The 23139-nt window shown below is 62.5% G+C and carries 21 protein-coding genes and 1 pseudogene; 11 read left to right on the forward strand and 11 right to left on the reverse strand.

Translation table 11 applies throughout. The annotated features are described in order from the left end of the window. Positions 1-37: 37 nt before the first annotated feature. Together GJG85_RS31810 and GJG85_RS31815 are read right to left on the reverse strand one after the other, a co-directional pair. On the reverse strand, positions 38-1204 hold the full coding sequence (locus GJG85_RS31810; protein ID WP_050013642.1) for a porin: 1167 nt from the start codon (positions 1202-1204) through the stop codon (positions 38-40). Between the two features lie 738 nt (positions 1205-1942). Beyond that, positions 1943-2407, reverse strand: a complete 465-nt coding sequence (locus GJG85_RS31815; RefSeq protein ID WP_050013505.1) for a GNAT family N-acetyltransferase — start codon at positions 2405-2407, stop codon at positions 1943-1945. A 149-nt stretch (positions 2408-2556) separates the two neighbouring features. Here GJG85_RS31815 and GJG85_RS31820 point away from each other — a divergent pair, with 149 nt between their 5' ends. The 6 genes and pseudogenes from GJG85_RS31820 to GJG85_RS31845 all read left to right on the forward strand — a co-directional run bounded on the left by GJG85_RS31820 (position 2557) and on the right by GJG85_RS31845 (position 8953). Further along, positions 2557-3219, forward strand: coding sequence for a GntR family transcriptional regulator (locus GJG85_RS31820; protein ID WP_050013504.1), 663 nt, complete (start codon positions 2557-2559; stop codon positions 3217-3219). Continuing rightward, complete coding sequence (locus GJG85_RS31825; RefSeq protein ID WP_050013503.1) at positions 3203-4441, forward strand: dicarboxylate/amino acid:cation symporter; 1239 nt, start codon at positions 3203-3205, stop codon at positions 4439-4441. Before GJG85_RS31820 ends, GJG85_RS31825 begins: the two co-directional genes overlap by 17 nt. Before the next feature lie 169 nt (positions 4442-4610). Further along, a complete protein-coding gene (locus GJG85_RS31830; protein WP_050013502.1) occupies positions 4611-5015 on the forward strand; it encodes a hypothetical protein in 405 nt (134 codons plus the stop codon). 323 nt (positions 5016-5338) lie between these two features. Beyond that, a pseudogene (locus GJG85_RS35140) lies at positions 5339-5566 on the forward strand (GNAT family N-acetyltransferase); the annotation flags it as partial. Between the two features lie 121 nt (positions 5567-5687). Continuing rightward, entirely contained in the window at positions 5688-7100 is a 1413-nt protein-coding gene (locus GJG85_RS31840; protein WP_204384778.1) for an HD domain-containing phosphohydrolase, read from the forward strand. Between the two features lie 83 nt (positions 7101-7183). Then, positions 7184-8953 carry a histidine kinase gene (locus tag GJG85_RS31845; protein ID WP_204384779.1) on the forward strand — a complete coding sequence of 590 codons (1770 nt, stop codon included), beginning with the start codon at positions 7184-7186 and terminating at the stop codon, positions 8951-8953. Between the two features lie 33 nt (positions 8954-8986). Here GJG85_RS31845 and GJG85_RS31850 read toward each other — a convergent pair whose 3' ends face one another. Beyond that, entirely contained in the window at positions 8987-10093 is a 1107-nt protein-coding gene (locus GJG85_RS31850) for a PHB depolymerase family esterase (protein WP_050013500.1), read from the reverse strand. Between the two features lie 284 nt (positions 10094-10377). On the opposite strand from GJG85_RS31850, the gene GJG85_RS31855 reads away from it, so the two are divergent. Beyond that, positions 10378-11502: a sensor histidine kinase gene (locus GJG85_RS31855; RefSeq protein ID WP_204384781.1), complete on the forward strand. Its 1125-nt coding sequence runs from the start codon at positions 10378-10380 to the stop codon at positions 11500-11502. Positions 11503-11815: 313 nt separating this feature from the next. Here the strand turns inward: GJG85_RS31855 and GJG85_RS31860 are convergent, their stop codons facing one another. Beyond that, on the reverse strand, positions 11816-12481 hold the full coding sequence (locus tag GJG85_RS31860) for a hypothetical protein (RefSeq protein WP_124637496.1): 666 nt from the start codon (positions 12479-12481) through the stop codon (positions 11816-11818). 407 nt (positions 12482-12888) lie between these two features. Between GJG85_RS31860 and GJG85_RS31865 the strand changes: the two genes are divergently transcribed. Genes GJG85_RS31865 through GJG85_RS31880 form a run of 4 tightly spaced genes read left to right on the forward strand, consistent with a single transcriptional unit; the run spans position 12889 to position 15803 of the window. Continuing rightward, positions 12889-13257, forward strand: a complete 369-nt coding sequence (locus GJG85_RS31865) for a hypothetical protein (RefSeq protein ID WP_204384782.1) — start codon at positions 12889-12891, stop codon at positions 13255-13257. After that, positions 13254-13733, forward strand: coding sequence for an NlpC/P60 family protein (locus tag GJG85_RS31870; RefSeq protein ID WP_185722556.1), 480 nt, complete (start codon positions 13254-13256; stop codon positions 13731-13733). Before GJG85_RS31865 ends, GJG85_RS31870 begins: the two co-directional genes overlap by 4 nt. 32 nt (positions 13734-13765) lie before the next feature. Further along, positions 13766-14590: a radical SAM protein gene (locus GJG85_RS31875; RefSeq protein ID WP_185722558.1), complete on the forward strand. Its 825-nt coding sequence runs from the start codon at positions 13766-13768 to the stop codon at positions 14588-14590. Between the two features lie 25 nt (positions 14591-14615). After that, positions 14616-15803, forward strand: a complete 1188-nt coding sequence (locus tag GJG85_RS31880; protein WP_204384783.1) for an aminotransferase class III-fold pyridoxal phosphate-dependent enzyme — start codon at positions 14616-14618, stop codon at positions 15801-15803. A gap of 36 nt (positions 15804-15839) precedes the next feature. Here the strand turns inward: GJG85_RS31880 and GJG85_RS31885 are convergent, their stop codons facing one another. From GJG85_RS31885 to GJG85_RS31915, 7 genes are all read right to left on the reverse strand, one after another. Further along, on the reverse strand, positions 15840-16547 hold the full coding sequence (locus GJG85_RS31885; RefSeq protein ID WP_185722560.1) for a glycosyltransferase family 2 protein: 708 nt from the start codon (positions 16545-16547) through the stop codon (positions 15840-15842). A gap of 64 nt (positions 16548-16611) precedes the next feature. After that, the gene (locus GJG85_RS31890) at positions 16612-17334 is read right to left on the reverse strand and encodes a CDP-alcohol phosphatidyltransferase family protein (protein WP_124630103.1); all 723 of its coding nucleotides are present in this window, start codon (positions 17332-17334) and stop codon (positions 16612-16614) included. A 50-nt stretch (positions 17335-17384) separates the two neighbouring features. Then, the gene (locus GJG85_RS31895; RefSeq protein ID WP_124630104.1) at positions 17385-17690 is read right to left on the reverse strand and encodes a hypothetical protein; all 306 of its coding nucleotides are present in this window, start codon (positions 17688-17690) and stop codon (positions 17385-17387) included. A gap of 107 nt (positions 17691-17797) precedes the next feature. After that, positions 17798-18904 carry a phosphonoacetaldehyde reductase gene (locus tag GJG85_RS31900; protein ID WP_185722562.1) on the reverse strand — a complete coding sequence of 369 codons (1107 nt, stop codon included), beginning with the start codon at positions 18902-18904 and terminating at the stop codon, positions 17798-17800. Between the two features lie 14 nt (positions 18905-18918). Next, a complete protein-coding gene (gene aepX, locus GJG85_RS31905; RefSeq protein ID WP_124630106.1) occupies positions 18919-20328 on the reverse strand; it encodes a phosphoenolpyruvate mutase in 1410 nt (469 codons plus the stop codon). Further along, complete coding sequence (locus GJG85_RS31910) at positions 20294-21874, reverse strand: cobalamin-dependent protein (RefSeq protein ID WP_124630107.1); 1581 nt, start codon at positions 21872-21874, stop codon at positions 20294-20296. The genes aepX and GJG85_RS31910 overlap by 35 nt, the downstream gene beginning before the upstream one ends. Continuing rightward, entirely contained in the window at positions 21871-22611 is a 741-nt protein-coding gene (locus tag GJG85_RS31915; protein ID WP_124637501.1) for a phytanoyl-CoA dioxygenase family protein, read from the reverse strand. Before GJG85_RS31915 ends, GJG85_RS31910 begins: the two co-directional genes overlap by 4 nt. Between the last annotated feature and the right edge of the window lie 528 nt (positions 22612-23139).

The following is a 23139-nucleotide window of genomic DNA, read 5'->3' on the forward strand; positions in this document are numbered from 1 at the left end:
GCCATGCCGCCACTGCTCCGGTGTCGCGAGTCGGCGATCAGAAGCCGTGGAACATGCCGATGTTGACCTGAACCTGGTTGCCGCCCGACGACGTGTTGCCGAAGTCGGCAGCGGAAGCCTGCGCACCCTTCGCATGCACGTAGGCGCCCATCGCATACAGCGCGGTACTCTTCGACAGCGAGTACGTCGCACCCAGCGACACCTGGTTGATCGAGGCCATCGTGCGACCCTCGGCCGCTTGCGTGGGCGTGGCTGCGGAACCGTAGACATACGTGTAGCCGGTCGCCAGCGACAGCGCCGGCGTGACGCGGTACTGCAGCAGCGCACCGAGCACGTTGAAGTGGATTGACGGCTGGCCATCGTTGCCCTTGTACTGGGCGTTCGAGTAGCGCAGCCCGGCCGTGTACGGACCGACCTCGTATTGCGCGGCGACTTGCGCGATGCCCGCGCTCTTGAACGCATTGCCGCCGTTGTAGCCCGAACTCGGATAGCCGAGCGCGCCGCCGAAACTCGGTTGGGCGGTTGCGTTCACCCATCCGTTCTCGCCCTGGTTGGCCGCACGGAAGTAGCCGCCGGCGACCGTCAGGCCACCTTGAGCGTAGGTCGCGGCCGCCGACCACGATTGCCCCGAACCCGTTGCACCGGCCACGCCGCCGAACGAGTACGCGGCTTCGGCCTGGAAGCCGTGGATGATCGGCGAAATGTACTTCACCGCGTTGTTCTGGTTCGTCGTGTTGTCGTTGTTGTCGACGTCGCCCGGCGTCGAGAAGGTCGACGCCGAAATGGCGTCGCCCGTCAGGACCTGAACCATTTCCGTCACGGCGTCGAGCTGGCGCCCCATGCGCAACGCGCCGTACTGATTGGACGCGAGGCCCACGTACGCCTGGCGGTTGAACAGCGAACGCGTGTTACCGATCGGCCCCTGGCCGCCGATGCCGCCCGTCCCGATGTTGAAACCATTCTCGATCTTGAATACCGCCTGCAGGCCGCCGCCGAGATCCTCCTGGCCCCTGAGGCCCCACTTGTTCGAACCCGAGGCGCCGCCATCGAGACCGTACCGACTGTGGCCATTGATGTTCGACGTGTAACCGATACCTGCATCGAGCATGCCGTACAGGGTGATCGACGACTGTGCCATTGCTGCCGACGATGCTGCGAAGGCGGCAACAGCGATAACGCTGATGTTGATTTTTTTGTTTTTCATCTGCATTTCACTGTCAGGAGTAGTTTCGGGATGGGGTGAAACGACTTTCGTCGTATCCGGATGCAGCGGGCGGCGCATGGCCTGCGCGTCGTTTCGGTCGCGACGGCCTGCGTCATGTTCGCCACATCGGCATGCCGGATCGGCTCACTTCGTGATCCTTACAATTTCCCTTGCTCGGTTGTCGCATCGGTCGTCCTTGCGGACTGGCTAGGCGTCCGGTTCAGCCGCCGGCGACGGGCGCCGATACGGCCTGGCCGCACTTTGCAAGTGGAAGGACCATATCAGGAACATAAATGCCGGTCAAAATTTGTTTGATATAAGTTAATCTCGTCTGATCGCCGGGCGCCTTACGGGATTTCCCTTATAAGAACCGGCGCGAAGGCGACGGGTTATCGCGATCCGCGCCATCACGCTGACGATCTCGACCACGGCAAGCGAATTCAGGTGGGGGGGAGGGAATAATCGGCTTGAAGGGCTGGCACGACGGGCAACGATCATGCAGTCCCGGTTGTAATCGTTCTATTTATTCCCGGGTTGCAATAATCGAAACAGAGAAGGCGATTGTTGAATGTCGGTGCGATTGGCCGCAAGCGGGTTTTCCGCGTGTCGCTGAGCGGCGGATAGTTTTACGCGGGCGAACCGGCTCATGCGGACGCCGGACGAACCGGTTTTCCGGGTCGGCAGCCAGCGCCTGACCTTGGCGTCCGATTCCAATCGAACGTCAATCGCGGACGAAACTCAGCATTCGATCCGGCGTTGCATTAAATAGAATTTCATGTCGTCGCGGCCATGCATTGAAATCGGTATCGGGTCCCGCTCAAAGCCGAGCATTTCGTAGAACGGGTATGCCGATTCGCGCGCCGTGCACCAGAGCAGCACGCCACGCTGTTCGCGCACATGGCGAATGGACAGATTGACCAGCAGGCGTCCGAATCCCAGGCCGCGTACCGACGGATCGACGGCCATGCCGCGAAGGCGCCACATTTCAGTGTTCAAAGCGCCGGATTGTGCTTCTTTACACACCGATGCCACCGCAACGATCCTGTCGTTGTCACGAACGGCAAAGTGCATCGTCGTTGGGGCGTGATCTCCGTGTAGCGCGCTTCCCTCTTCATCTCCCGCCATCAGGATGGCGGCCCTGAGGGGATAGGTTTCTTCCGCACGGACGGCACAGATGGTAAAGCGCACATCTTGTGAAATCATATAATTATCGGCTCTCTTCGTAACGCGGATTTACTTCCAATTCTCTTTCGACATACCCACTCGCAAAATTAGCAGTTGCCGGGCATGGCGAGTAAGGGTAATTTCCTACCTGTTTTGTTTTTTGAATCATACGCTAACTGCGATCACAGATGACGTTGAAAGTATCGACAGATGCAGAACTGGCCTACGACGAGATCCGATCGCGGATCTTTGACGGCCGTCTTGCGCCTGGGCAGAAAGTATCTCACCGAGGCCTGTCGGACGAACTGGGTTTCGGCCAGATGCCGGTGCGCAGCGCATTGCATTTGCTCGAATCCGAAGGGCTGGTCGTCGTGATCGAAAAGAGCGGCACCTATGTCGCGTCGCCGACGACCAGCGATCTTCGCGAAATTTTTGAAATGCGGCTGGCCCTCGAGAGTACCGCAGCGTTTCTCGCAGCGAAGTCCGGCGTAACGGCAGGCCTTCGCGAGGCCGCGGCAAAAATGCGGGAACTGATCGACCGGGACGTCGCGGACATCATGCTCGAGCAACGTATCGGTTGGGTGTTTCATCAAGAGTTGTTTGCTGCCGCACGGAACGTCCGGATCTCGTCGGCGTATGGTTTATTGCGGGCCCAGACCCTGGCCCTGAACGAACTTCCGCGTGGCGACGCGGAAACCGTTCGGCGCGGCACGATCGAGCACCTGCACATCTTTCACGCAATCGAAGCGAACGACGGCGAGCTCGCGCGTCAGCATATGTGGAATCACATCGTTGACGGCACACCGGCACGGATAAAACTGCTAAAGGCACGGCATGAACACGAAAAATAAAGGGCTTTCCCTCCCGATGCAAATGTTTGGCGGACTTGTGCTGGGCGTCGCTTGCGGCGTGTTTGCGCCGGGCTTCGCCGCGAAGCTGGGCTTTCTCAGCACGATGTTCGGCCACGCGATCAAGATGGTCGTCATGCCGTTGATCTTCCTGTCGGTCACGGTCGGGGTCTTCCGTGCGGGCCGGCTTCGCGAGCGGCTTGGCAAGGTCGCCCTGTCCAGTATCGCCTTCTTCATTTTGATGACGGGGCTGGCTGCCTCGTGCGGCCTGCTGCTCAACTTTGCATTTCGACCGGGTCTCGGCGCGAGCCTGACTCACTCTGGATCGATGCCCGCCGCGCTTGCTTCCAGCATCGACTGGACGAAATTCCTCGTCGATTTGATCCCCGCGAACATCGTCGCTGCGCTTGCTGCGGGGAATTCGCTCCCGGTGCTCGTTTTCGGCGTCATTTTCGGCGCCGCATTGTCGGCCGCCCCGGAGCGGGCCGAGCCTGCGATTGCCGTTTTCGAGGCGCTGCTGTCGGGGCTGTTCAAGATGATCCAGTGGGTGATCGCATGGTCGCCGCTCGCGATCTTCGCCGCGATCGCGCAGTTGTTGGCAGCCAAGGGCTTTACGGGCGCGCACTCGCTCATCGAGCTGCTGGGCGTGGCCTATCTCGGCATGGCGATTCTGGCGGTCGTGCTGACCATCGTCATTCGCGTCGCCGGTCAGTCGCCGCTCGCCGTGCTCAGGAAGGTGAAGGAGCCGCTGATCCTGGGGTTCACGACGCGTTCGTCCGAAATTACCTATCCGTTGCACCTGAAGAAGCTGGTTGAACTGGGCGTGCCCTATGGCGTGGCGTCCACGATCTTGCCGCTCGCCTATATTTTCAATCGCGACGGCGCGGTGCTCTACACGGCCCTCGCGGTCGGGTATCTGGCCGACGCCTATCACCTCGTCTGGTCCTGGCCGCTGGTGATCACGATTTTGATCTTGACGATCGTCACCATCGACGGAGCAGCCAACGTGCCGTCCGGCGCGATCGTCGCGATCACCATCGTTCTCACGTCGATCGGATTGCCGGCCGATGCGGTGCTGCTGCTGTTGGGCGTCGACGCGTTTTTCGACATGGGAAGAACCGCGCTCAACGTCTACGGGAGCACGGCGGCCGCGGCCGTGGCGGTGAAGCTTTCCGGTTCGGAGAGTACGGCCGCGGAAACCGTGCCGGGCCGGGCAAGCGTGTAGGGGCTCCGGAAGCGACGGGCGGTGCGCGTTTCCATGTTGCGCCCGCCTGTTGCAACGCGCTGGCGTACCGCCATTCGCGCATCCAGGCACGACGAGGAGAGGGCATTGGATGAGCGCGTGTCTTTATCAAGTTACAGTTAGTAGAGCGGCGTATCGTTGCAGGAGAAACATGATGATTGGTTCAGAATCCGCAGATTTTTTCATGCTGCGTTTGGGCACGCCGCATCCGTCGTGGACATTCACCGATGACAGCAACATGATCGGCATTGTCGATTGCGACGGGGTGGTGAGCGCCATGTTCGAGCTGGATCGCAACCAGGTCGCACAGATCAGAGGGCTGGGCCAATCGGTGGAGAGAATCCGGTGTACTTGCGAGCGCGCTGGCCGGGAGCTGCACTTTTATCTCCATGGCAGACAGGTGTCTCAAGGACTGTGGGCCGGCGTCGCGTCGGCCGATCCCGACTATCTGCCGACCGATGCGATGATCGCGACATGGGAAGGGCCGAATTCCGACGATGCGTTGGAGCTTGCGGGCGTGAACGCTCGCGTGGCAGCATCCGTGAGCTTGGCCTAAACTGCGATCACAGATTGTTGCGCGGGGTCGAGCCGGGCGTCCCGATCTTTGGGGCAGGTCGTTTGCCGTCTCCGTCCGTTTGTACACGTACGCCGGTCAATGTATGCGGTTCTGGCACACTCAACCTCGGATCGCCAGAACCTTTTGCTGGCCAGCTTACTGGCCAGCGTTTTTTATTCCTTGAGCCGATCGCATCGGCTCGCTCGCTTGCTTCGCGCTCGCCGATCGACGAGAGGTGTGCCGCCGAAGTCCGTGTTGAGCGAAGATGTCCGGAGTCAGTTCATGCAAGCGCAAGGCATCGAGGCGCGCTGAAGCGATCACGCGTCCTCGATGCCCGGTGGCCCGTGCCCGCGCATCAGCGCAAAGGCATCGGCGCCGCCGTGCTGCGCGCGATCCTGGCCGACGCCGACGAACATCGAATGCCCGTTCGCGTCGGCGCTTTGCGCGGCAGCGATTCGAACCGCTTCTACGAACGGCACGGCTTCGTGCGAACCGACGAAGCGGAATGGGACATCACCTACCGCCGCGAACCGGGCGCGGCAACGACGTAGCACTCGCGTGATGCATTCCGGTTGAAATCGACACGCACGCATTAGCGTTTTCACCAATGTGGAAAACGCGGCACCGGCCGATGTTGCAGAGAGGGCGTAAATAATGGAGCCGAGGCCGATTATGACGACATCTGCAACAAACGGCGTGAATGCCGTGCCGCCCGAAACGTCCGACACCGCCGCGGCATCCGGCGACGCGGCGCGCGTACCGTCGATCCTGCTGGTCGACGACGAACCGAACGTGCTGTCCGCGCTCAGGCGCGTGTTCCGGCCCACCGGCTACGACATCGTGACCGCCGACAGCGGCGAGGCCGCGCTCGAGATCTTGGCGTCGACGGAAATCGATCTGATCGTGTCCGACATGCGGATGCCGCACATGAGCGGCGCGGAATTCCTGGCGCGCGCGCGGGGGCTGTACCCGGACACGATGCGCATTCTGCTCACCGGCTATGCGGAGATCGCGTCGGTCATGCAGGCCGTCAACGAAGGCGGCGTGTATCGCTACCTGAACAAGCCGTGGGACGATCACGACCTGCTGCTGACGATCGAGCACGCGCTGGAGCAGCGCCGTCTGCGCGGCGAAGCGGCCCGGCTGGCGGCGCTGACGGAAGCGCAGAACGAAGCGCTGCGCCGTTTCAACACGGATCTCGAAACGCAGGTTCGCGCGCGCACCGAGGAGCTCGGCCAGACGGTGATGTTCCTCGAAGCGGCGCAGCGCGACCTGAAAAGCAGCTTCACGGCGATGGTTCAGGTGTGCGCAAGCATGATCGAGCTGCGCTGCGGGGCCGCGAGCGGGCATGCGATGCGCGTCGGCGAGATCGCGCGCCGGCTCGCGATCGCCGACGGGATGAGCGAACTGCATGCGCAGGACGTCTATTTCGCGGGGCTGTTGCACGGCATCGGCAAGCTGTCGCTGCCGGACGAATTGCTGCACAAGCCGCTCACGCGGATGACGACGGACGAGCACCGGGTGTTCCAGGAGCATCCGTTGCGCGCGCAGATGGTGCTGACGCCGGTCGCCCAGTTGCACAAGGTCGCGTCGATCGTGCTGCACCAGTACGAGCGCTTCAACGGCCGCGGCACGCCGGATGGGCTGGTCGGCGACGCGATCCCGGTCGGGTCGCGGATCGTCGCGATCGCGCGCGATTTCGAAGGGCTGCGCCACGGCGAAATCGGGGCGCCGCATTCGATCGAGCAGGCGATCGACGTGTTGCACTCGCAAGCAGGCGTGCGTTACGACCCGCAACTGGTCGCACGCTTCGTCGAGTTGATGCGGGATCCGGCGAGCCTCGGCATCGCGGCGTCCGTCGCGGAAATCCGGTCGGCTCAACTGCGCGAAGGAATGGAACTCGCCGACGATCTGCGCACGCATCGCGGCGTGTTGTTGATGACGAAGGGCAGCGTGATGTCCGCGCACCAGATCGAACTCGTGCGCCGCTTCGAAACGCGGGAGGGCACGCCGTTCGACATTCTCGTGCTGGCCCGTCCGGCGGGGCACGCGCACGCCCCCCACGCAGGCGCGCCGCCGGCCTGACGTCGAACGGCGGCCTGATGGCCGCGGTGCGCGCGAGCGCCCGCACCGCGGCGATGCAATCAACCCGTTCCGGGCGTCCGATCATGCATGGCATCTACAACGTTCCGCTCGTCCTGCTGTCGCTCGCGATCGCGACGCTGGCCTCCTATACGACGCTCGACCTCGCCGCGTTCATTTCGCTGCTCGACAATCCGAAGCTCAAGCGCGCGTGGCTGGGCGGTGGCGCGGCGGCGATGGGCACCGGCATCTGGTCGATGCATTTCGTCGGCATGCTCGCGTTTTCGTTGCCGGTGCCGCTCGGCTATGCATGGCAGGAAACCGGCGCCTCGCTGGCGATCGCGGTGCTCGTGTCGTATTTCGCGCTGAACGTCGTCACGCGCGCACGGCTGGGCTGGCGGCGGCTGTGCGCGGGCGGCGTGCTGATGGGCGGCGGGATCGCCGGCATGCACTACACGGGGATGGCCGCGATGCATATGGAGCCCGGCATTCGCTACGATGCGTTGCTGTTCGCCGCGTCGATCGGCATCGCGGTGATCGCGTCGACGGCCGCGCTGTGGATCGCGCAGGCGTTGCGCATGCAGCAGGCACGCTACGCGACCGCGCAGCGCATCGGCGCGGCCGTCATCATGGGCATCGCGATTACCGGCATGCACTACACGGCGATGGCGGCCGCGCATTTCGCGCCGGATGCGCGGTGCGGCGCCGCGAACGACGTCGACGCACCGTGGCTCGCGACGACGGTCGCGTTGTTCACGATGGCGACGCTGGTCGTCACGCTGCTGGTGTGCCGTTTCGATGCGCGCACAACGTTCCTGCGCGGGATGACCGACACGCTGGAGCGACTCGTGCGGTTGCGAACCGGCGAACTTGAACGCGCACTGCATCGCTACGAGCAGACGACGCAGATGCTGCAACGTACGCGCGAGAACATGGCGACCGAGATCGACGAACGCAAGGCCGCGCACGCGCTGCTCGAACAGGAGAAGGACGAACAGCGGCGCCTGCTGCATGCGCTCGAGGAAACGCACGAGCAATTGCTGCAGTCGGAAAAGCTCGCGTCGATCGGGCAGCTCGCGGCCGGTGTCGCGCACGAGATCAACAATCCGATCGGCTTCGTCAGCGCGAACCTCAATACGCTGAAGACGTGGGTGCGCAGCCTGCTCGACGTGGTCGCGGCGCATGAGGCCACGCTGCCGCAGCTCGATCCGGCCACCCGTGACGCGCTGACGGCCGTGCACCGTGTCGCGGATCTCGACTACGTCCGCGACGAGATCGCGATGCTGATCGACGAATCGATCGACGGCGCGCTGCGCGTGCGGCGCATCGTGCAGGATTTGCGCGATTTCTCGCGCCCGGCCAGCGACGAATGGAGCGTGGTCGATCTGCATGCGGGCCTCGAGAGCACGCTCAACGTCGTCCACAACGAGCTCAAGTACAAGGCCGACATCGTGCGCGATTACGGCGACGTCCCGCACGTCGAATGCTTGCCGTCGCAGTTGAACCAGGTGTTCATGAACCTGCTGGTCAACGCGGCGCAGGCGATTCCGGAGCGCGGCGTGATCACGATCCGCACGTCGAGCGACGGCGACCAGGTATCGATCGCGATCAGCGACACCGGCGCCGGCATGACGCCCGACGTCGTCCGGCGGATCTTCGATCCGTTCTTCACCACGAAACCGGTCGGGCAGGGCACGGGGCTCGGGCTGTCGGTATCGCATGGCATCGTCGAGCGTCATCGCGGCACCATCGACGTGACCAGCGAGCCGGGACGCGGCACGACCTTCCGGATACGGTTGCCGGTTCGGCGTGCCGGCGATCGTGCGAACGCGGCGGCGTTGGAGCAACGGGCATGACGACGCGATGGCGACGGGCGCGAGCGCCGCGCGTCACGCCAATCGCTTGCGGCGCTGACGACGAAAGAAATGCCAGAACATCGCGGTCGCGTCCGGGCCGGTGGCGGAATGGAACGGCTCGCCCGGATCGCCGCCGCTCCATGCATGCGGCAGCCCGCGGACGATGCACACTCTGACGACCAGCCGTCCACCCTTCAGATAGTCGACGTAGTCCGCATCGTCGTGCGCGTAGCTGCGTTGTTCGCCGACGCGGATCGCACCGTGTTCGTCGACGAGCCGGTTGAGCCGCGCGAACGCGATGCCGAGCTGCGTCGCGTTCCGGTCGGTCACGACCGTATCGAGCCGGCCATGGATCACGAAGGCCGGCATGCCGGGATAGGCCGCGACGTCGGCGCACGCGTCGAGCGCGTGGATCGGATCGTCGCGGAGGCCGCGACGCATCAGGCTCATCGCAGCCATCGTCGACGACGGCGGCGCGATGGCCGGCCCGGAGTGCAGGCCGATGGCCGCGAAGCGGTCGGGATACCGGAGCGCCAGCGCCGCGGCGAGCCCCGCGCCGGCGGATAGGCCGGCCACGTAGATCCGGTCGCGATCGAAGCCGTGGCGCTGAACGATGGCGTCGACCAGCGACGCGACGGACGCGGCTTCCGACTGGGTCGCGTCGCCATGCCAGTGCCAGCAACGGTGCGCATGGGCCGTCTTGGCCTGCTCGGGGAACAGCACGGCGAACCCCGAGCGCTCCGCGAGACGGCAGATGCGCGTGCCCGCGGCGAACGATTCGGCGGTTTGCTTGCAGCCGTGCAGCATGACGACGACGGGCATGCCCGCTGTCTGGGCAGGTGTAGCGGGAAGATACAGCGCGTACGCGAGATGGTTCACGAGCCGGCCGGCGCTCGGGCCGGCCGAATGAAACGACCGGAGCCAGGTGCCGGGCGGCCGGGCCGACGGCGCGCGTGCGGTACCCGTCCGTTTGGCGGCGCGGGCGGGGGCGGCCGGCTTGGCGGGCCGTTGAGCGAGCCTGGTGGCGGTTTTTTGGGCGGCCGGCCGCGCCTTGCCGGCGCGCTTCTTCGGACGTGCACCGGCCGCCGCGGAAAACAGTTCAAGATGTCGCAACCAGAGGCTGGATTTTTTCCTGGGCATGTGCAATCTCGTGCCGGCGGCCGGCCGTGACAGGAAGCGGCGGCCGATCCCACCGTCGGATGGAGGTCGAACGGGCGCGAAGCAAGGTTCGTGCTGCCGGTGTCGCGGCAATTGAAAGGTGGCGCCCTGCGGAACCGGAATGACGCGGATCGATTATCGACGATAGTGGCCGCCCGACGTGACGGGCGTGCGAATCGAAGCCCGCTGCGGGCCTCGCCGTCATTCACGTGATATCTTGCGGTTCGACAGAAGCGTCCACCGTTCATTCCGTTGTGAGGGGCGACATGCGTCTTTCCGATTTCATCGTACGGAACATGGAACCGATCCTGGTGCAGTGGGAAGCGTTTGCTGCCACGCTGTTACCGGCCGCGAGGTACATGACCTCGCACGGACTACGCGACCACGCGCGCGAGATCCTGATCGCCGTCGCCAAGGACATCGCGACCCCGCAGACGAGGGAAGCGCAACACGAAAAATCGCTGGGGCGCGCACCCGAGCCGGCGAACGCCAGCGAGACGGCCGCGCAGACGCATGCCGTTTTGCGCGCCCAGCGGGGTTTCAACATCAACCAGTTGGCGGCCGAGTATCGGGCGCTGCGTGCCAGCGTGCTGCGCCTGTGGATCGACGCGTGTCGGCCGGGCCCGGTCGACATGGACGACATGATTCGCTTCAACGAAGCGATCGATCAGGCGCTCGCGGAATCCGTCTCGTTTTTTACCGAACAGGTCGAACAGGCTCGTAACTTGTTTCTCGGCATGCTGAGCCATGACATGCGCACGCCGCTGCAGACGATCCAGCTCACGGCGTCGTATCTTGCCGCGCTCAATGCGGGTGAGGAGATATCGGAGGCCGCCGCTCGGCTGATCAGAAGCGGTGGTCGCATGCAGGGCCTTCTCGATGATCTCTGCGATTTCAATCGAACCCAGCTCGGGCTGGGCATCAACGTCGTTCCCCGTCCTATCGACCTCGCGCATGTGCTCGTCAATGTGGTGGACGAGCTGCGGGCAGGTCATCCGGATCGCGAAATCACCGTCGATATGCGTGGGGATCTCCGGGGCGAGTGGGACGACCAGCGCATGCAGCAGTTGCTGAGCAATCTGGTGAGCAATGCCGTCAAGTACGGTGCGCGCGATACACCGGTGCGGGTGGTGGCCGCGACGACCGGCGCCGACGTGGTCGTCGAGGTCGGCAACAGCGGGCCGGCGATCGATCCGCGCACGCTCGACCGTATTTTCGATCCGCTCGAGCGCGGGGAGGCTGATCGTTCGCGACGGACGGGGGATGATGCCGGTCTAGGGCTCGGGTTGTTTATCGCCAACGAAATCGCCAAGGCGCATCGCGGCCGGATTGATGCGCGGTCGGATCAGACGGAAACCGTTTTTACGGTGCGGTTGCCGAGGGGCATATGAGGCGGGGAGCGCGGGCAGGGGAATGATTCGCCGGGCTTGCGGTTGGCGGTGTGGCGAGAGGCCGCTATCGGCGAGGAAGCGCCATTCTTCGCGTAAGGGGATCTGACATTCGGGTGTCGGCTTTTCAAGGACTTACCGGCCGCTCGCGTACCAATGATGCGCGTCGTGCGGTCGCCCAAAGCGGATTAACTCGTCTCCGCCAAAAATCGACCAGGTCGCATGTCCGCTTCACTAGAGCGCCATCGGCTGAATTGCTTCCGGGCTGACATTGGTGCGGAACATCGGCCCGACGCCGATATGCTGCTTTGGACACTTACTCGCCGTCAGGCCAACCGGTGGCAGCGGCGATGCTGATCGCGCCAACCTGGCCGGGAAGTTCAGTCATGCGGCGGCTTCCGGGCGCCAGTCTGGCGATGCAATATCCTCCTGGTACCGTTTTTGGGGTCAAACACCAGACCTGACCGTCGGTTCCGACACAGACGCGGATGACCATGCCGGCGCGAGGCGATTTCAGGCAGTTGCGGCAGTTTGCCGATTGACGGCACTCGGCGAAGTGACCGGGGCCGTCCGGGTGAAGCCGCCAAAGGTCTCCTCGCGAGTTGACCGTCCACGCGCATCCGTCCGGTGCGCAAGCAATTTGTGTCGCCGCGATGGGTTCTGGCATCTCGTGCCAACACGTCGCCCCTGCGCCTCGTCTCCGAATCGGCTTTCCCCCCAAGCGTGCAAGGCCCCCCAACAACCACAGCGACTCATCGGGACCTTCACAGACGCCAACCGCGTCGAATTCGAGACCATTGGATTGCAGAATACGACCGTCGTCGCCAATCAAGTCCAGCCGGTGTCCTGCCAGCACCCATACGCCTGACCTTGCTGCAGCAATCGCAGCATGCTGTTCCAACTCGATCACCAGCTTCCAGGAAGCCCCGCCAGCAACGCGCAGCCAGACTCCCCATCTCGCGTGACATTCGTTTCGTGCCATGACCCAGGTCCTACCCTGCGCGGCAACCGTGACCTCCTCGGCATGCCATCCCTTCGGAAGGGACGACTCGGTGATTTTTCCCGTCGCCGTGACATGGAAGACTTCGCCAGAGCAACGAACGGCCCAGAGGAGGGGGTGGGAGGGCGTCCCGGTGAATCGATGTAACTCGTTTGGGGTCTGGCCAGGTGAGACGGATTTCATCGAACGCACTCCTGTCGACGCAAGTCGCAGGGTCGCGGTGCCATGCATCACCTGCTCAGGTCGGAGTTGATGGTGCATCTAATAGTAGACAACGCAACGCTACATGGATACGCTCTTTGCGTGTTTCTATCGAGTAGCCACCACACTTATCGCATAAGGGGGCAACGATGGCGGCAGTCCGAATCCGGGGAACGTGGTATCTGTCATTGTCGGTTCACACCGACGACATCAAATCAACGCCGCTACGGGTCGGCGACGCACAATTAGTGGTGCAAACGGCTAATCGGACCGGCATTGGCGGCGAGCTGCACATCGGGGGCGAAAGCCTGGCGGTTGCTGGCAAGATCAAGCCCGGCAGTCCGGCTGTCGTCAGCATTACCGAAGCCGGCGCTGACGGGTTGCTTGTCCAGGACGGCGTGGAAGCCATCCTTTATATCCCGCCATGGTGGCCGAGCGTCAAATACCAGCACGATCTCATTACAGGAACGATGGTCGTGGGGGCGTCGTCGTCGCTCAGAAGCCCACGGCTCGCCCACAAAATCATTCTTGTTTCGGGCGTTCAGCCGTTCGAATGATCGCCTCGATTGCCAGGTACGAGATTCGACTCGCTCACTGGTTGGCGGCTTCGGTTGGCGCCCCGTACAAGTTCGGCGGCCGCGGGCCGACCGGCATCGATTGTTCGAGTCTGTTGATGCGTGCCATTCGCAAGAGCCTGCGGCTCACGGTTGCGCAGCTTCCATGGATGACTGCGGATCAAATGGCGAGAGGCCGTCAAGGCGTTACTGTACAAGCCACGGAGATGGTATCGGCGCAGCGCTGCCTGTTGGCTTTTTTCGACTGGGACGAAGACGGAATCCACGAACATGCCGCGGCGTGCCTGCCGGACGGATCGTGGATCTGGGCGTCTACGTCGGCAGGCAAGGTCATCCGGGTCGATCCTCGATCGACTTCGATTTGGGACCGTCAATGGCGTGAAATTGAGGGGGCGCTGGACGGGCGGCGAAGCACCCTGCGCATGGTCGACTGGCGTGCCTTGGGGGCAATCCGATAATGGAACGAGGATCCGTTCCCCTATGGATCTGGATGGATCTGTCCGCGGCATGCAATCTGGCGTGCCGCGACTGCTATACCAAGCATGTCCATACATCGCGCCTGCTCTCGACGGATCACTTCGCGCTCGTGCTCGAAAAATTGAATGCCGCCGGCGTCACGATCGAGAAACTCCATCTGAACTGGCGCGGTGAACCGCTGACAAACAAGCGATTTGGCGAATTTCTTCGCATCCGCAATACGACCGCTCCTGGCGTTCCACTCGAGTTCCACACTAACGGGCTCCTGCTTTCGCACGACACGTGTGCCGAGATTGTTCGGCAAACACGCGAAGGAGATCTCGCATACGTGTCCATAGACGGGGGTGGACGAGTCCTGCACGAAGCCAACCGGGGGCCCGGCACGTGGTTACCAACGCTGCGCGGCTTGGAAAGGCTGCTGGATGCGCGAGATGCCGCAGGCGAGCCGCATTTGAGCGTCGGAATCTACGAGATCACCTATCTGCGCGGCGCGATCTACGATCGTGAGCTTGTCGTCCTGTCCCGCAGGTGCGACGCATGGACCAGAGTCTGCCCTATTGACAGAGAAGGACGGGAAATACCCTTTGCGGCCGACGTCCTTCCTCAAGGAGCCTGTTTCTGGGCAGGCAACGCGATGTGCATCACGGTAACCGGCGATGTGCATGTCTGCATGCTCTCGTTCGATCGGAGTGGCGTCATTGGAAACATTTTCAGCGAAGAGGTCGACGACATCCTGCGCCGAGGTCAGGCGTTCCGGTCCAGTCTCGTCTCGTCAGGGCGCCGGGTCGTGCCGCACTGCCGCAACTGCTACAAGACCGAGGGCGCGATAGACGACTAATGGCGATGGTGAGCGAGGACGAAAGATGGGCCGAGAACAACTGCTGGCGCTCCATGGCGCGAAGAACGATCGACTGATCGGCATCGACGGGCGTGTCTACTACGACCTGACTTCCGGTTGGAACGTCACCAATGCCGGCTGGAACAACGAAGCGATCTTCACGGACTGGATCGAGGCCGCCAGAGCCCTCCCTTTCAGACCCTCATGGTGCACGGATCCGAACCAGGAGCGGTTCAAGGAACAGCTCGGCAGCATCTTTCCCGGATACATTCCGATCCTGTCATGCAGCGGCAGTGAGGCGATCGACAACGCGCTCAAGGTCGCCCGCGTCACAACCGGCAGAGGGGGAGTCGCGTGCGTCGGCGACGCCTATCACGGAAGCACGCTCGGCGCGGCGCTCGCCGCGGGATATCCTGTCGACCACATTGATGCGCTGGGGCTCGATAATCGACGTTTCGCGCTGCCCGCTCCTGTTTCGGACGCGGACCTTGCAACGATCGAAGCGTTACTCACGCGAGAAGACAGCATAGGAGCGGTCGTGTTCGAAACCGTCCTCACCAACGCCGGGTGCCGTGTCGTACCGGACGCATTCCTGAATCTGCTTCAGCGCCTTTCGGACGAATTTGGCTTTCTGTTGGTCTGTGATGAAATCGGGACGGGTATGAACAGAACGGGGCATCCATGGTCATTCCAAGGCCGCCCCATTCGCCCGCACGTCATTACTTGCGGAAAGGCACTCACAAACGGGCTCTACCCGTTATCTCTCGCGCTCGTGGCAAACGATTTGCGATCCTTTTTGGACGAAGCTTCTTTCGCTTCCACTTACGGTGGGTCGCCGGCGGGCTGTGCAGCGGCGTTGTCGACCCTTGCATTCCACCAGGCCGCCGACCTGGGTAGCCGTGCGCTCGAACTGGCGAGTGCCGTGACCGCGATATTCGAATCCAACGGCCGAAAATTGGGGGGCCACTTCGACATCCATGGCGTAGGGCTATCGATGGCGGTCAACATCGGGGGAGGCGATCCCGAATTTGCGCACGCGTCCCGACCAAAAAAAATCATCCAGTCACTGCTCGAGCGAGGTATCTTCGCTGTGCTTTCACCCGATGGACAGCAACTGATGATTACCCCGGCGTTGACGGCAGAACTGGAGCCGTTGATGGATACGCTGGATGTGGTCGCGGAAACGATCGTCGCGTCCCGCAGCGTTCGCTAGGTCTGTCACGGAAATCGATGCAATCCAGAGGCGGGATCATTCGATGACGATGTCTGCGTCTTTCGGATGCGCGCGCAGGCTCCACAGATGTCCCGGACCTGCTAGGAGATTGGCATACGTCGCCTGCCAGAGTTTCCCGGGATCGGCCTCTCGATATTTCAGAAATCTGGCGCGCCTTGCCTGCGGGGTCATGCCGCCCTTGTGCAGAATGCGAATGATGGTCCGGTGCATGTGCTCCCGGGAGATGTCGTCTGGAATCGGCTGGAAGTGCAGGCGCGCCGCAGGCAAACGCTGTCCGGCCCGGAAGCCGAACATTCGATACACCCAAAGTCGGTGCTGGTCGAAATGAGCCAAGTCCCCGATCATTCTGAGAACCTCGAACGCATAAGCGTGCCCCGGATTTGCGATTTCGGAGATCAGCGTTCGCAGAAGAGGCAGGTCGGGTTCCGCGATGAGTTCATCGGCGTCGAGCCAGACGATCCAGTCGGGTGCGTGGACGGCGCTAGCGTCTAGCAACCTTTGACGGTTCTCTGCGTCGTTCCATCCTGCACAAGACCATCGTCGCGGATTGCGCAGCACCTGAAGAACAAGTGCCTCCCGGCGCAGCAGGTCGAGCGTCTGGTCCGTACTTCCATCGTCCAGCGCGACGATGCCGGACGCGAAGCGCCGCACGTTATCGAAGTATGCCTGCAGGTGCTCCGCGCCGTTGCGAACGGGTAGTAGGCACAAGATGCGGGTAATCATGTGCGGTGAACCTGCCACGTCGATGCCGATCCCGGAAATCCCTTCTGTCGCCCGGATTGCCGCGTCAGGAGGGGGGGGCCGTTGATGCCGCATCCGCCTGGCGCGTCTCGCGCATCGATGCGATCATGCCTGCGATGTAAGTCGCGCAAACTACCGCCGACAGCGCCAGCGACAGCATCGCCGATACCACGATACCGATCTTCGCATGGCCCGTGATCGCCGCAAGCAGCACGAGATTCTCGTCGAGCGGCATCGCCGCGAAGAGAATGCGCGACAACTTGCGCAGCAGCGCAAACGGGCCGTCGCCTGGCACCCAGCTCGCGAGTTGCAGGTACAGGTAGTAGAACGTGCACCAGCCGGCCAAGGCAAACATTCCCCACGTCGCCATCGACGGGTTGCCGGACTGCACGGAGGCGCCGAGTGCCAGCCCGATCTGCAGTGCGACGAGCGTCACCCAATTCGAAAGCTGATCGAGCTGTCCGCCGAACGCGGACGCCCGGCCGCCGGCTCGCGCAACCTCACCATCCATGCAGTCGAACAGATACGCGACCGCGATAAGCGCCGCTGCCGCCATCATCGCGCCACGCTGCCCGTACGACATCAGGGTCGCGGCGGCGAGCGCCGCGAGCGCCCCGAGAAACGTCAGCAGGTTGGGGTGGACGTTCGCTTTCGCGAGGCGCCACGACAGGCGCGTCGACAGCCTGCGAATCGGCTTGTAGACGGGCGCCTGCTCCCGTTCGATCTGCTGACGCAAGAACGCCTGAAAAGTGCCCGAATCGGAGGTCATGATGAGCGTGCTCTCACAAGTGCGGCCTAGTTTCAACCAGGCCGCATCTTTCACTTGATCTCGCTTGCCTTGATCAACAAATTGCTTTGCGACTGCACACGCTCACGCAAACGGCCTACGTTGTTCGCGAACGAATCGGCACGCGACACGTGGGAGATCGACGTCGCCAATGACGCCGCGAGTGACGCCAGTGTGTTCGCGAGCGAGGCCTCGAGCACCTGCTTGAGTACTGCCTGATTGGGCGCGGGCCCCCTGCCGACGCGCGCGATCGCCTCCGAGAACGATCCGATCAGGGTCGACGCCTCCTTCTGGAACAAATCGAAATTCGCATGTACCACTTCGGGTTGCTTGCTCATCACTTGCTCTCCATGCCCCCGTAAAGTGGTCCGCTGATCAACGCGTCGGGGGCAAATGCCGCGTTGCGGGCCGATTATCTGGATTGAAATCGATCAGCGGTCCGTACTTACAACGCATCGAGCAAATGTTGCAGATCGAGGCGTACCGGATGATTGGCGAGCCGTTCGAGATTCACCTCCGCAACGAGTTCCGCGTATGCCGAGCGCGGGACGCCGGCCTCTGCGAGCGTCGCGGGCAGCGCCCATTCACGCAACTGCGCCTCCCATCGCTGCCGTGGCGTGCGTGCATTCGGCAACGCGAGGCGTGCCAGGATCGTCTCCTGATATTCGGCAATGCCCTTGCCGCGATGAACCGCACGCGCGTGTTCGGCGAGCACCGGCCCCATGAACAGGCCGACCGCATGACCGTGGGGGATACCGAACCGCGCCGTCAGAGCGTACGACAACGCATGTGCCGCGGTTGTGCGGGTGATCGCGATCGCGCGGCCGGACAGATGCGCAGCGTACATGACGGCGGCACGTGCGTTGGCGTCTCCCTTGCGAATCGCGTCGCCTAGATGCCTGCCACAGAGCGTCAGCGCATCGCTCGCATACGTGATGCTTTCCGCCGTCGCCGCGTTCGACCACATCGACTCGATGCCGTGGCAGATTGCGTCGACACCGGAGCAGGCCGTCTGGCGTGCGTCGAGGCTTCCCGTCAATCGCGCATCGACCACGGCGCGGTCCGGCATGGCGTCCTGATGGTCGACCGAATGCTTGATGCCTCCGACATAGAACGTCGCGAATGGCGTGACTTCGCTTCCCGTCCCGGCCGTGGTTGGCACCGCGATGCAAGCAGGAAGCCGTCGGGTAGACCCGCCGCGCATACGTAGCGCATCGGCGGCGCACAAGTGCGGACATGCGGCGATCCGTCTGACACCTTTCGCCGTATCGATGACAGCCCCGCCGCCTATCGCAAGAATCGCGTCCGCGCCGCTCGCCGCAAAGAACGCGCCGGCCATCTCGATCGATTCCAGCGTGGGGGAAGCGTCGGCGACGACGTAGTCGACGCGATCGCACGTCATGGCCCCGAGATGCAGCAATGCCTGCGCATCGCTCAGATCGAACGAGCGAGGGCCGCGAAGCACCGCGATCCGCCGTGCGACAAGTTCGCGAACAAGCTGCGGAACGTGCGCGGCGGCGCCCGGGAATACGAGCGACAGGTGTACGGACATGTCGTTCCACCTCTTTACACGGTTTCGCCGGTTCTTGGCGTCGCATCGGCCCGCGCGCCGGCATCGGCCACATTGCCGGCCACCACGGACAAAATGTCGTGCAGGCTCGCGCCCGCACGCGCGCATTCGTGCGCGCGTCCATGGCGCAATATGGACTCGGCGGCGGCCGTCATTGCTGGATACGCAGCGCGCAGCAGGTGATTGGCGTAAATCACGCCGTTTACGCCGGCAACCTCGAGGTCGTGCTCGCTGACGATGTCATAAGTTGACGGGATCGCAAAGATCGGCGTCCGCGCATCGGCGAGCCGGAACGCACGACAGAAGTCCAGTACCTCGACGGGTTGGTGGTTGCGGCTGTGGATCAATACCGCGTCGGCGCCCGCCTGCGCATACGCATGCGCGCGTTGAAGTGCATCATCAATCCCCGCGCCCAGGATGAAGCTTTCGATCCGTGCCACGATCATGAACGCGTCGTCAACCTGCGCATCCTTGCCGGCGGCAATCTTCTCGCAAAATTCCGCGATGTCGCTCTGGCTCTGGGCGGATACGCCGGACGACAAGGAATTGCGCTTGAGGCCAACCTTGTCTTCGATCACGACGGCCGACACGCCGACACGCTCGAGCGCACGCACCGTGAACACGAAATGCTCGGGCAGACCTCCGCTGTCCGCATCATAAACGAGTGGCTTCGTCGTCACGTCAAACATTTCGTTGATCGTTTGCAACCGCATCGACAGATCCACGACTTCGATGTCCGGCTTGCCGCGCACTGTCGAGTCCGTCAGGCTACTCGACCAGATCGCGTCGAATTCGCGAACGCCTCCACCGTCTCGAACCTGCGCGCGCTCGACGATCAGCGCAGCGAGCGGACTATGGGCCTCGAGCACGCGAATCAACGGGCGTACGCGCAGTGCGTGGCGCAAACGCGCTTGCCGCGCGCTCGGTGCAATACCGTTTCGGCGGATGCGTTGCTGGGCATAGGTCGACGATACGCCGTGCGTATAGGGTATTTCGATCAGTGTGCCGCTCCACTCACGCAACACCTCGACAACTTGTGCACGCGTATCGCGCTGTGCGCCTTCTCGCCAGTCATCGCCATGTACAACGAATTCGGGCCGAAGCTCGCGTAGATTGGGGCGGAAGTCGAGTGTCGTCTGCGGCACGACATCCTTGACCCAGACACTGCTCGCGACGACCGCACGCCGCTGCTCGAACGAGAAGAGCGGCATCCGCTTGTAGCTCGCAATTGCCTCGTCGGTCATCAATCCCACGATCACGTCGCCGTAAGTCGACGCATGATGCAGCACGTTCACGTGACCATCATGGAACACGTCCGCGCACATCGCGACATAGACGACCGGCCGCGGCCGCGTACCTTCGCCATTACATTCAGTATTGCTGCTCGCTCCAGAATCGGCGTCCATGCTTGACACTCCCTCTGTTGAACAACGTGTTGAATTCGTGTGCGAGTGCGGCGATCTCGGTGCCGGTCCAAAGTCCGGGAACTTCGATCAACCCCTGCTTGTACGACATTCTATAAAGCGGTGTGTCCGGGGCAACGAATCCTTGGCGCAAGCATTCCGTCAGCAGTTCCGAACCGACTATCGGCGTTGCCGTGAAAAACGATGCGCTGGTGAAGCCCGCGTTGCATGCGAAGCGATAGGTTTCGCGCATTTCGTCGATCGTTTCGCCATCGCAACCGAACATCGGCGGCATGCCGATGATGAAGAAGCCATGTACGTCGAGCCCGATATCTCGTGCGTATCTCACGAGATGACGCGTGCGCGCGAGATCGAGCGGCTTACGGATCAGCTCGGTCAGCACGCGCTGCACGCCGCTTTCGATCGCGAACGTGATTTGGTAACATCCCGCGTCGCGCATCAGATCGAGCAGGCCTTCATCCATGCGCCAAAGCGCGGTTCCTTGCGGCGTGCACCACGGAAGCTTGATGTCGGCCAGCGCACGAAACAACATGCGCGCATGCTCTTTGTCGTTCGTGATGTTGTCGTCCTGTATGTGATATTCGTCAATTCCGTAGTGCTCGACGAGCGAACGGATTTCATTCGTCACGTTCTCCGGACTGCGACGGCGCAGCTTGCCGCCCCAGAAGTTGGTCGTCGTGCAGAACGAGCATTTCGCGGTACATCCTCGGCTAGTGTAGAGCTGAGCCACACGCGATCCGACCGTATAGGGCGACTGATAGGCGCCGATTTCGAAGTAACGCTCCATGTTGTATAGGTGCCAGGCCGGATAGGGAATGACGTCGAGGTCGGCGATCGGGTCGGTCGAACATGCTCGCGCAACCTTGATGAGCGGCATCGACTTGTTCGAGAAGATCCGGTTGACGCTGCGCTGCCGCACGACGATGCCTTGCAGGCTCTCGAGTGGTCGTGCGCCGTTCGCCCAGTCGAGGAATTCCACGATCGTGTTTTCCGATTCGCCGAGAAAAACCGCGTCGGCGTCAAGCGACTCGAGATACTGCTCCGGAAAATACCGTGCGTGGGCACCCCCCGTGATCAGAAGCGCGTCGGGAACCGTATCGCGCGCGATACGGAAGATTTCCTCGATGATGTCGGACTGGTTCGAGAAAATGCTGGACACGCCGATCACGTCCGGCTCCCACCGGCGCAACGCGTCGCGGATCGACCGGGCACCGAGACCGTAGCGAACGAACTCGCCCGCGTTGTCGACGGGTTCAATCTGATCGTAGCCCTCAACCAGGCAGTCTAGCAGCCGTACGTCATAGCCATTGCGCTCGAGCATCGCGCCGAGATAGCCCAGTCCCAATGGATAGGTGCAGCGAGGCAGGTCGCCACGGTACAGGATCGCCCCGGGGGACACCAGCATCACACGCTGAAAACGTCGGGAATCCTTCGCCGACAGCGCGGTTTCGAGGCCCCGGTAGACAACGTCCGACCGTTGCGCGGGGTCAAGAAACTCGACCCTGATGTTGCCGACGAAGCGTGTCATCGCATGGCTCCTTCGGGACCGAAATCGAACAGTCGGAACGCGTAGCCGTCGCCGTGCGATGCCATGCCCGCGATCTTTTCCGCGTAATAGCGGTCGCGAAAATCGCCCTCGTCGGCGCAATTGAACGTGAGAAAAAGATGTGGGACAACATGTCCCGTTCGGTTTGCATATGTCCGATGCGCCGCATAGCCGTCAAATAGCAGTCCGTCGCCTGCGTCTACATCGAGTGATTGCGGGCAAAGCGACGCGAAGAATGCGTCGTCGAGTTGACCGTTCAGATTCGGATAAAGAAAGCCGGGCGACGCCCCGGTCGCGAATTCAAAGCCACCGCTGTCAGGCTGCGACGCCTCAATCAGCACAGCAACGGTCGCGTAGTGCGACGCATAGCGATTCCAGCCCGCGGCGGCGTCCTGATGCGCCCTAAAGCCTGGCGAGGCCGGGTAGCGGAAATTGATCTTGTCCTTGAATAGCAGGCAGGGACGCTCGAACAGCGCTCGCGCGAGCGCATTGCAGCGCGCATGCAGATCGATCCCGGTCCGCTCGGCGAAATCTTCCACAAAGCGCTCGATACGTACGAGACGCCGGCCTTGGGCACTATCCTCCCGATACGCGATCAGCGGCAGGCGATGCACGGGCGCGTCGAGCAGAGACTGGCAATATGCACGCGCGGCGCCGAGCTCTCGATCACCAACGAGAATGTGTTTCACCAACGTCCACGGCTGACCAGGCGTATTCATTTTTCTTCGCCGACATCAGTAGGCCACGCTTCGTTGACTATGCGTTTGCGAACGACTCAAACGCCCCCGTCCTTTCAATGCACATCGTGTCGCTTCACTCGATACGCACATTGAATGCGCATCCCGAGCAATTCGCAATCTACTTCGGATAATTGATCGAAGTCTTCGGTTCACACGACTCAGTTGGCCAATCGACAATCTGAGTCTTTATCGAATCAGCGATCACGAGCGTGCCGCGCTCGATTCATATTAGGTAGACAAACAGGATTGTCAACCGATGAATCGGGAGTTTTTAAGTGACTGTTTCGCTAAAAGCGAATGGTCGAAAAGCATCGATGACTCGCCTACCCGCTTGATGGTGCGGACGGCAGTTTCATCGTGAAAGCAGTCGTTGCACTAGCGGCAATGCGAAAGTCCGCTTCGGGTTGCGGATTCAACCGGGCACATGGCGGAACGTCACTCCTGTACGAAGCATGCGGCCGACGCGCGTTGCCCACCGACGTGACGCGGTACATCGCCGCGCCGGCG

Origin of the sequence: Burkholderia sp. MS389 (genome assembly GCF_016899425.1) — a bacterium.
Taxonomy (GTDB): Bacteria; Pseudomonadota; Gammaproteobacteria; order Burkholderiales; family Burkholderiaceae; genus Burkholderia; species Burkholderia sola.

Coding starts and splice junctions, on each gene's coding strand:
- GJG85_RS31810 (WP_050013642.1), bottom strand. CDS start 1,204: ATGAAAAACAAAAAAATCAACATCAGCGTTATCGCTGTTGCCGCCTTC.
- GJG85_RS31815 (WP_050013505.1), bottom strand. CDS start 2,407: ATGATTTCACAAGATGTGCGCTTTACCATCTGTGCCGTCCGTGCGGAA.
- GJG85_RS31820 (WP_050013504.1), top strand. CDS start 2,557: ATGACGTTGAAAGTATCGACAGATGCAGAACTGGCCTACGACGAGATC.
- GJG85_RS31825 (WP_050013503.1), top strand. CDS start 3,203: ATGAACACGAAAAATAAAGGGCTTTCCCTCCCGATGCAAATGTTTGGC.
- GJG85_RS31830 (WP_050013502.1), top strand. CDS start 4,611: ATGATGATTGGTTCAGAATCCGCAGATTTTTTCATGCTGCGTTTGGGC.
- GJG85_RS31840 (WP_204384778.1), top strand. CDS start 5,688: ATGACGACATCTGCAACAAACGGCGTGAATGCCGTGCCGCCCGAAACG.
- GJG85_RS31845 (WP_204384779.1), top strand. CDS start 7,184: ATGCATGGCATCTACAACGTTCCGCTCGTCCTGCTGTCGCTCGCGATC.
- GJG85_RS31850 (WP_050013500.1), bottom strand. CDS start 10,093: ATGCCCAGGAAAAAATCCAGCCTCTGGTTGCGACATCTTGAACTGTTT.
- GJG85_RS31855 (WP_204384781.1), top strand. CDS start 10,378: ATGCGTCTTTCCGATTTCATCGTACGGAACATGGAACCGATCCTGGTG.
- GJG85_RS31860 (WP_124637496.1), bottom strand. CDS start 12,481: ATGGCACGAAACGAATGTCACGCGAGATGGGGAGTCTGGCTGCGCGTT.
- GJG85_RS31870 (WP_185722556.1), top strand. CDS start 13,254: ATGATCGCCTCGATTGCCAGGTACGAGATTCGACTCGCTCACTGGTTG.
- GJG85_RS31875 (WP_185722558.1), top strand. CDS start 13,766: ATGGATCTGTCCGCGGCATGCAATCTGGCGTGCCGCGACTGCTATACC.
- GJG85_RS31880 (WP_204384783.1), top strand. CDS start 14,616: ATGGGCCGAGAACAACTGCTGGCGCTCCATGGCGCGAAGAACGATCGA.
- GJG85_RS31885 (WP_185722560.1), bottom strand. CDS start 16,547: ATGATTACCCGCATCTTGTGCCTACTACCCGTTCGCAACGGCGCGGAG.
- GJG85_RS31890 (WP_124630103.1), bottom strand. CDS start 17,334: ATGACCTCCGATTCGGGCACTTTTCAGGCGTTCTTGCGTCAGCAGATC.
- GJG85_RS31895 (WP_124630104.1), bottom strand. CDS start 17,690: ATGAGCAAGCAACCCGAAGTGGTACATGCGAATTTCGATTTGTTCCAG.
- GJG85_RS31900 (WP_185722562.1), bottom strand. CDS start 18,904: ATGTCCGTACACCTGTCGCTCGTATTCCCGGGCGCCGCCGCGCACGTT.
- aepX (WP_124630106.1), bottom strand. CDS start 20,328: ATGGACGCCGATTCTGGAGCGAGCAGCAATACTGAATGTAATGGCGAA.
- GJG85_RS31910 (WP_124630107.1), bottom strand. CDS start 21,874: ATGACACGCTTCGTCGGCAACATCAGGGTCGAGTTTCTTGACCCCGCG.
- GJG85_RS31915 (WP_124637501.1), bottom strand. CDS start 22,611: ATGAATACGCCTGGTCAGCCGTGGACGTTGGTGAAACACATTCTCGTT.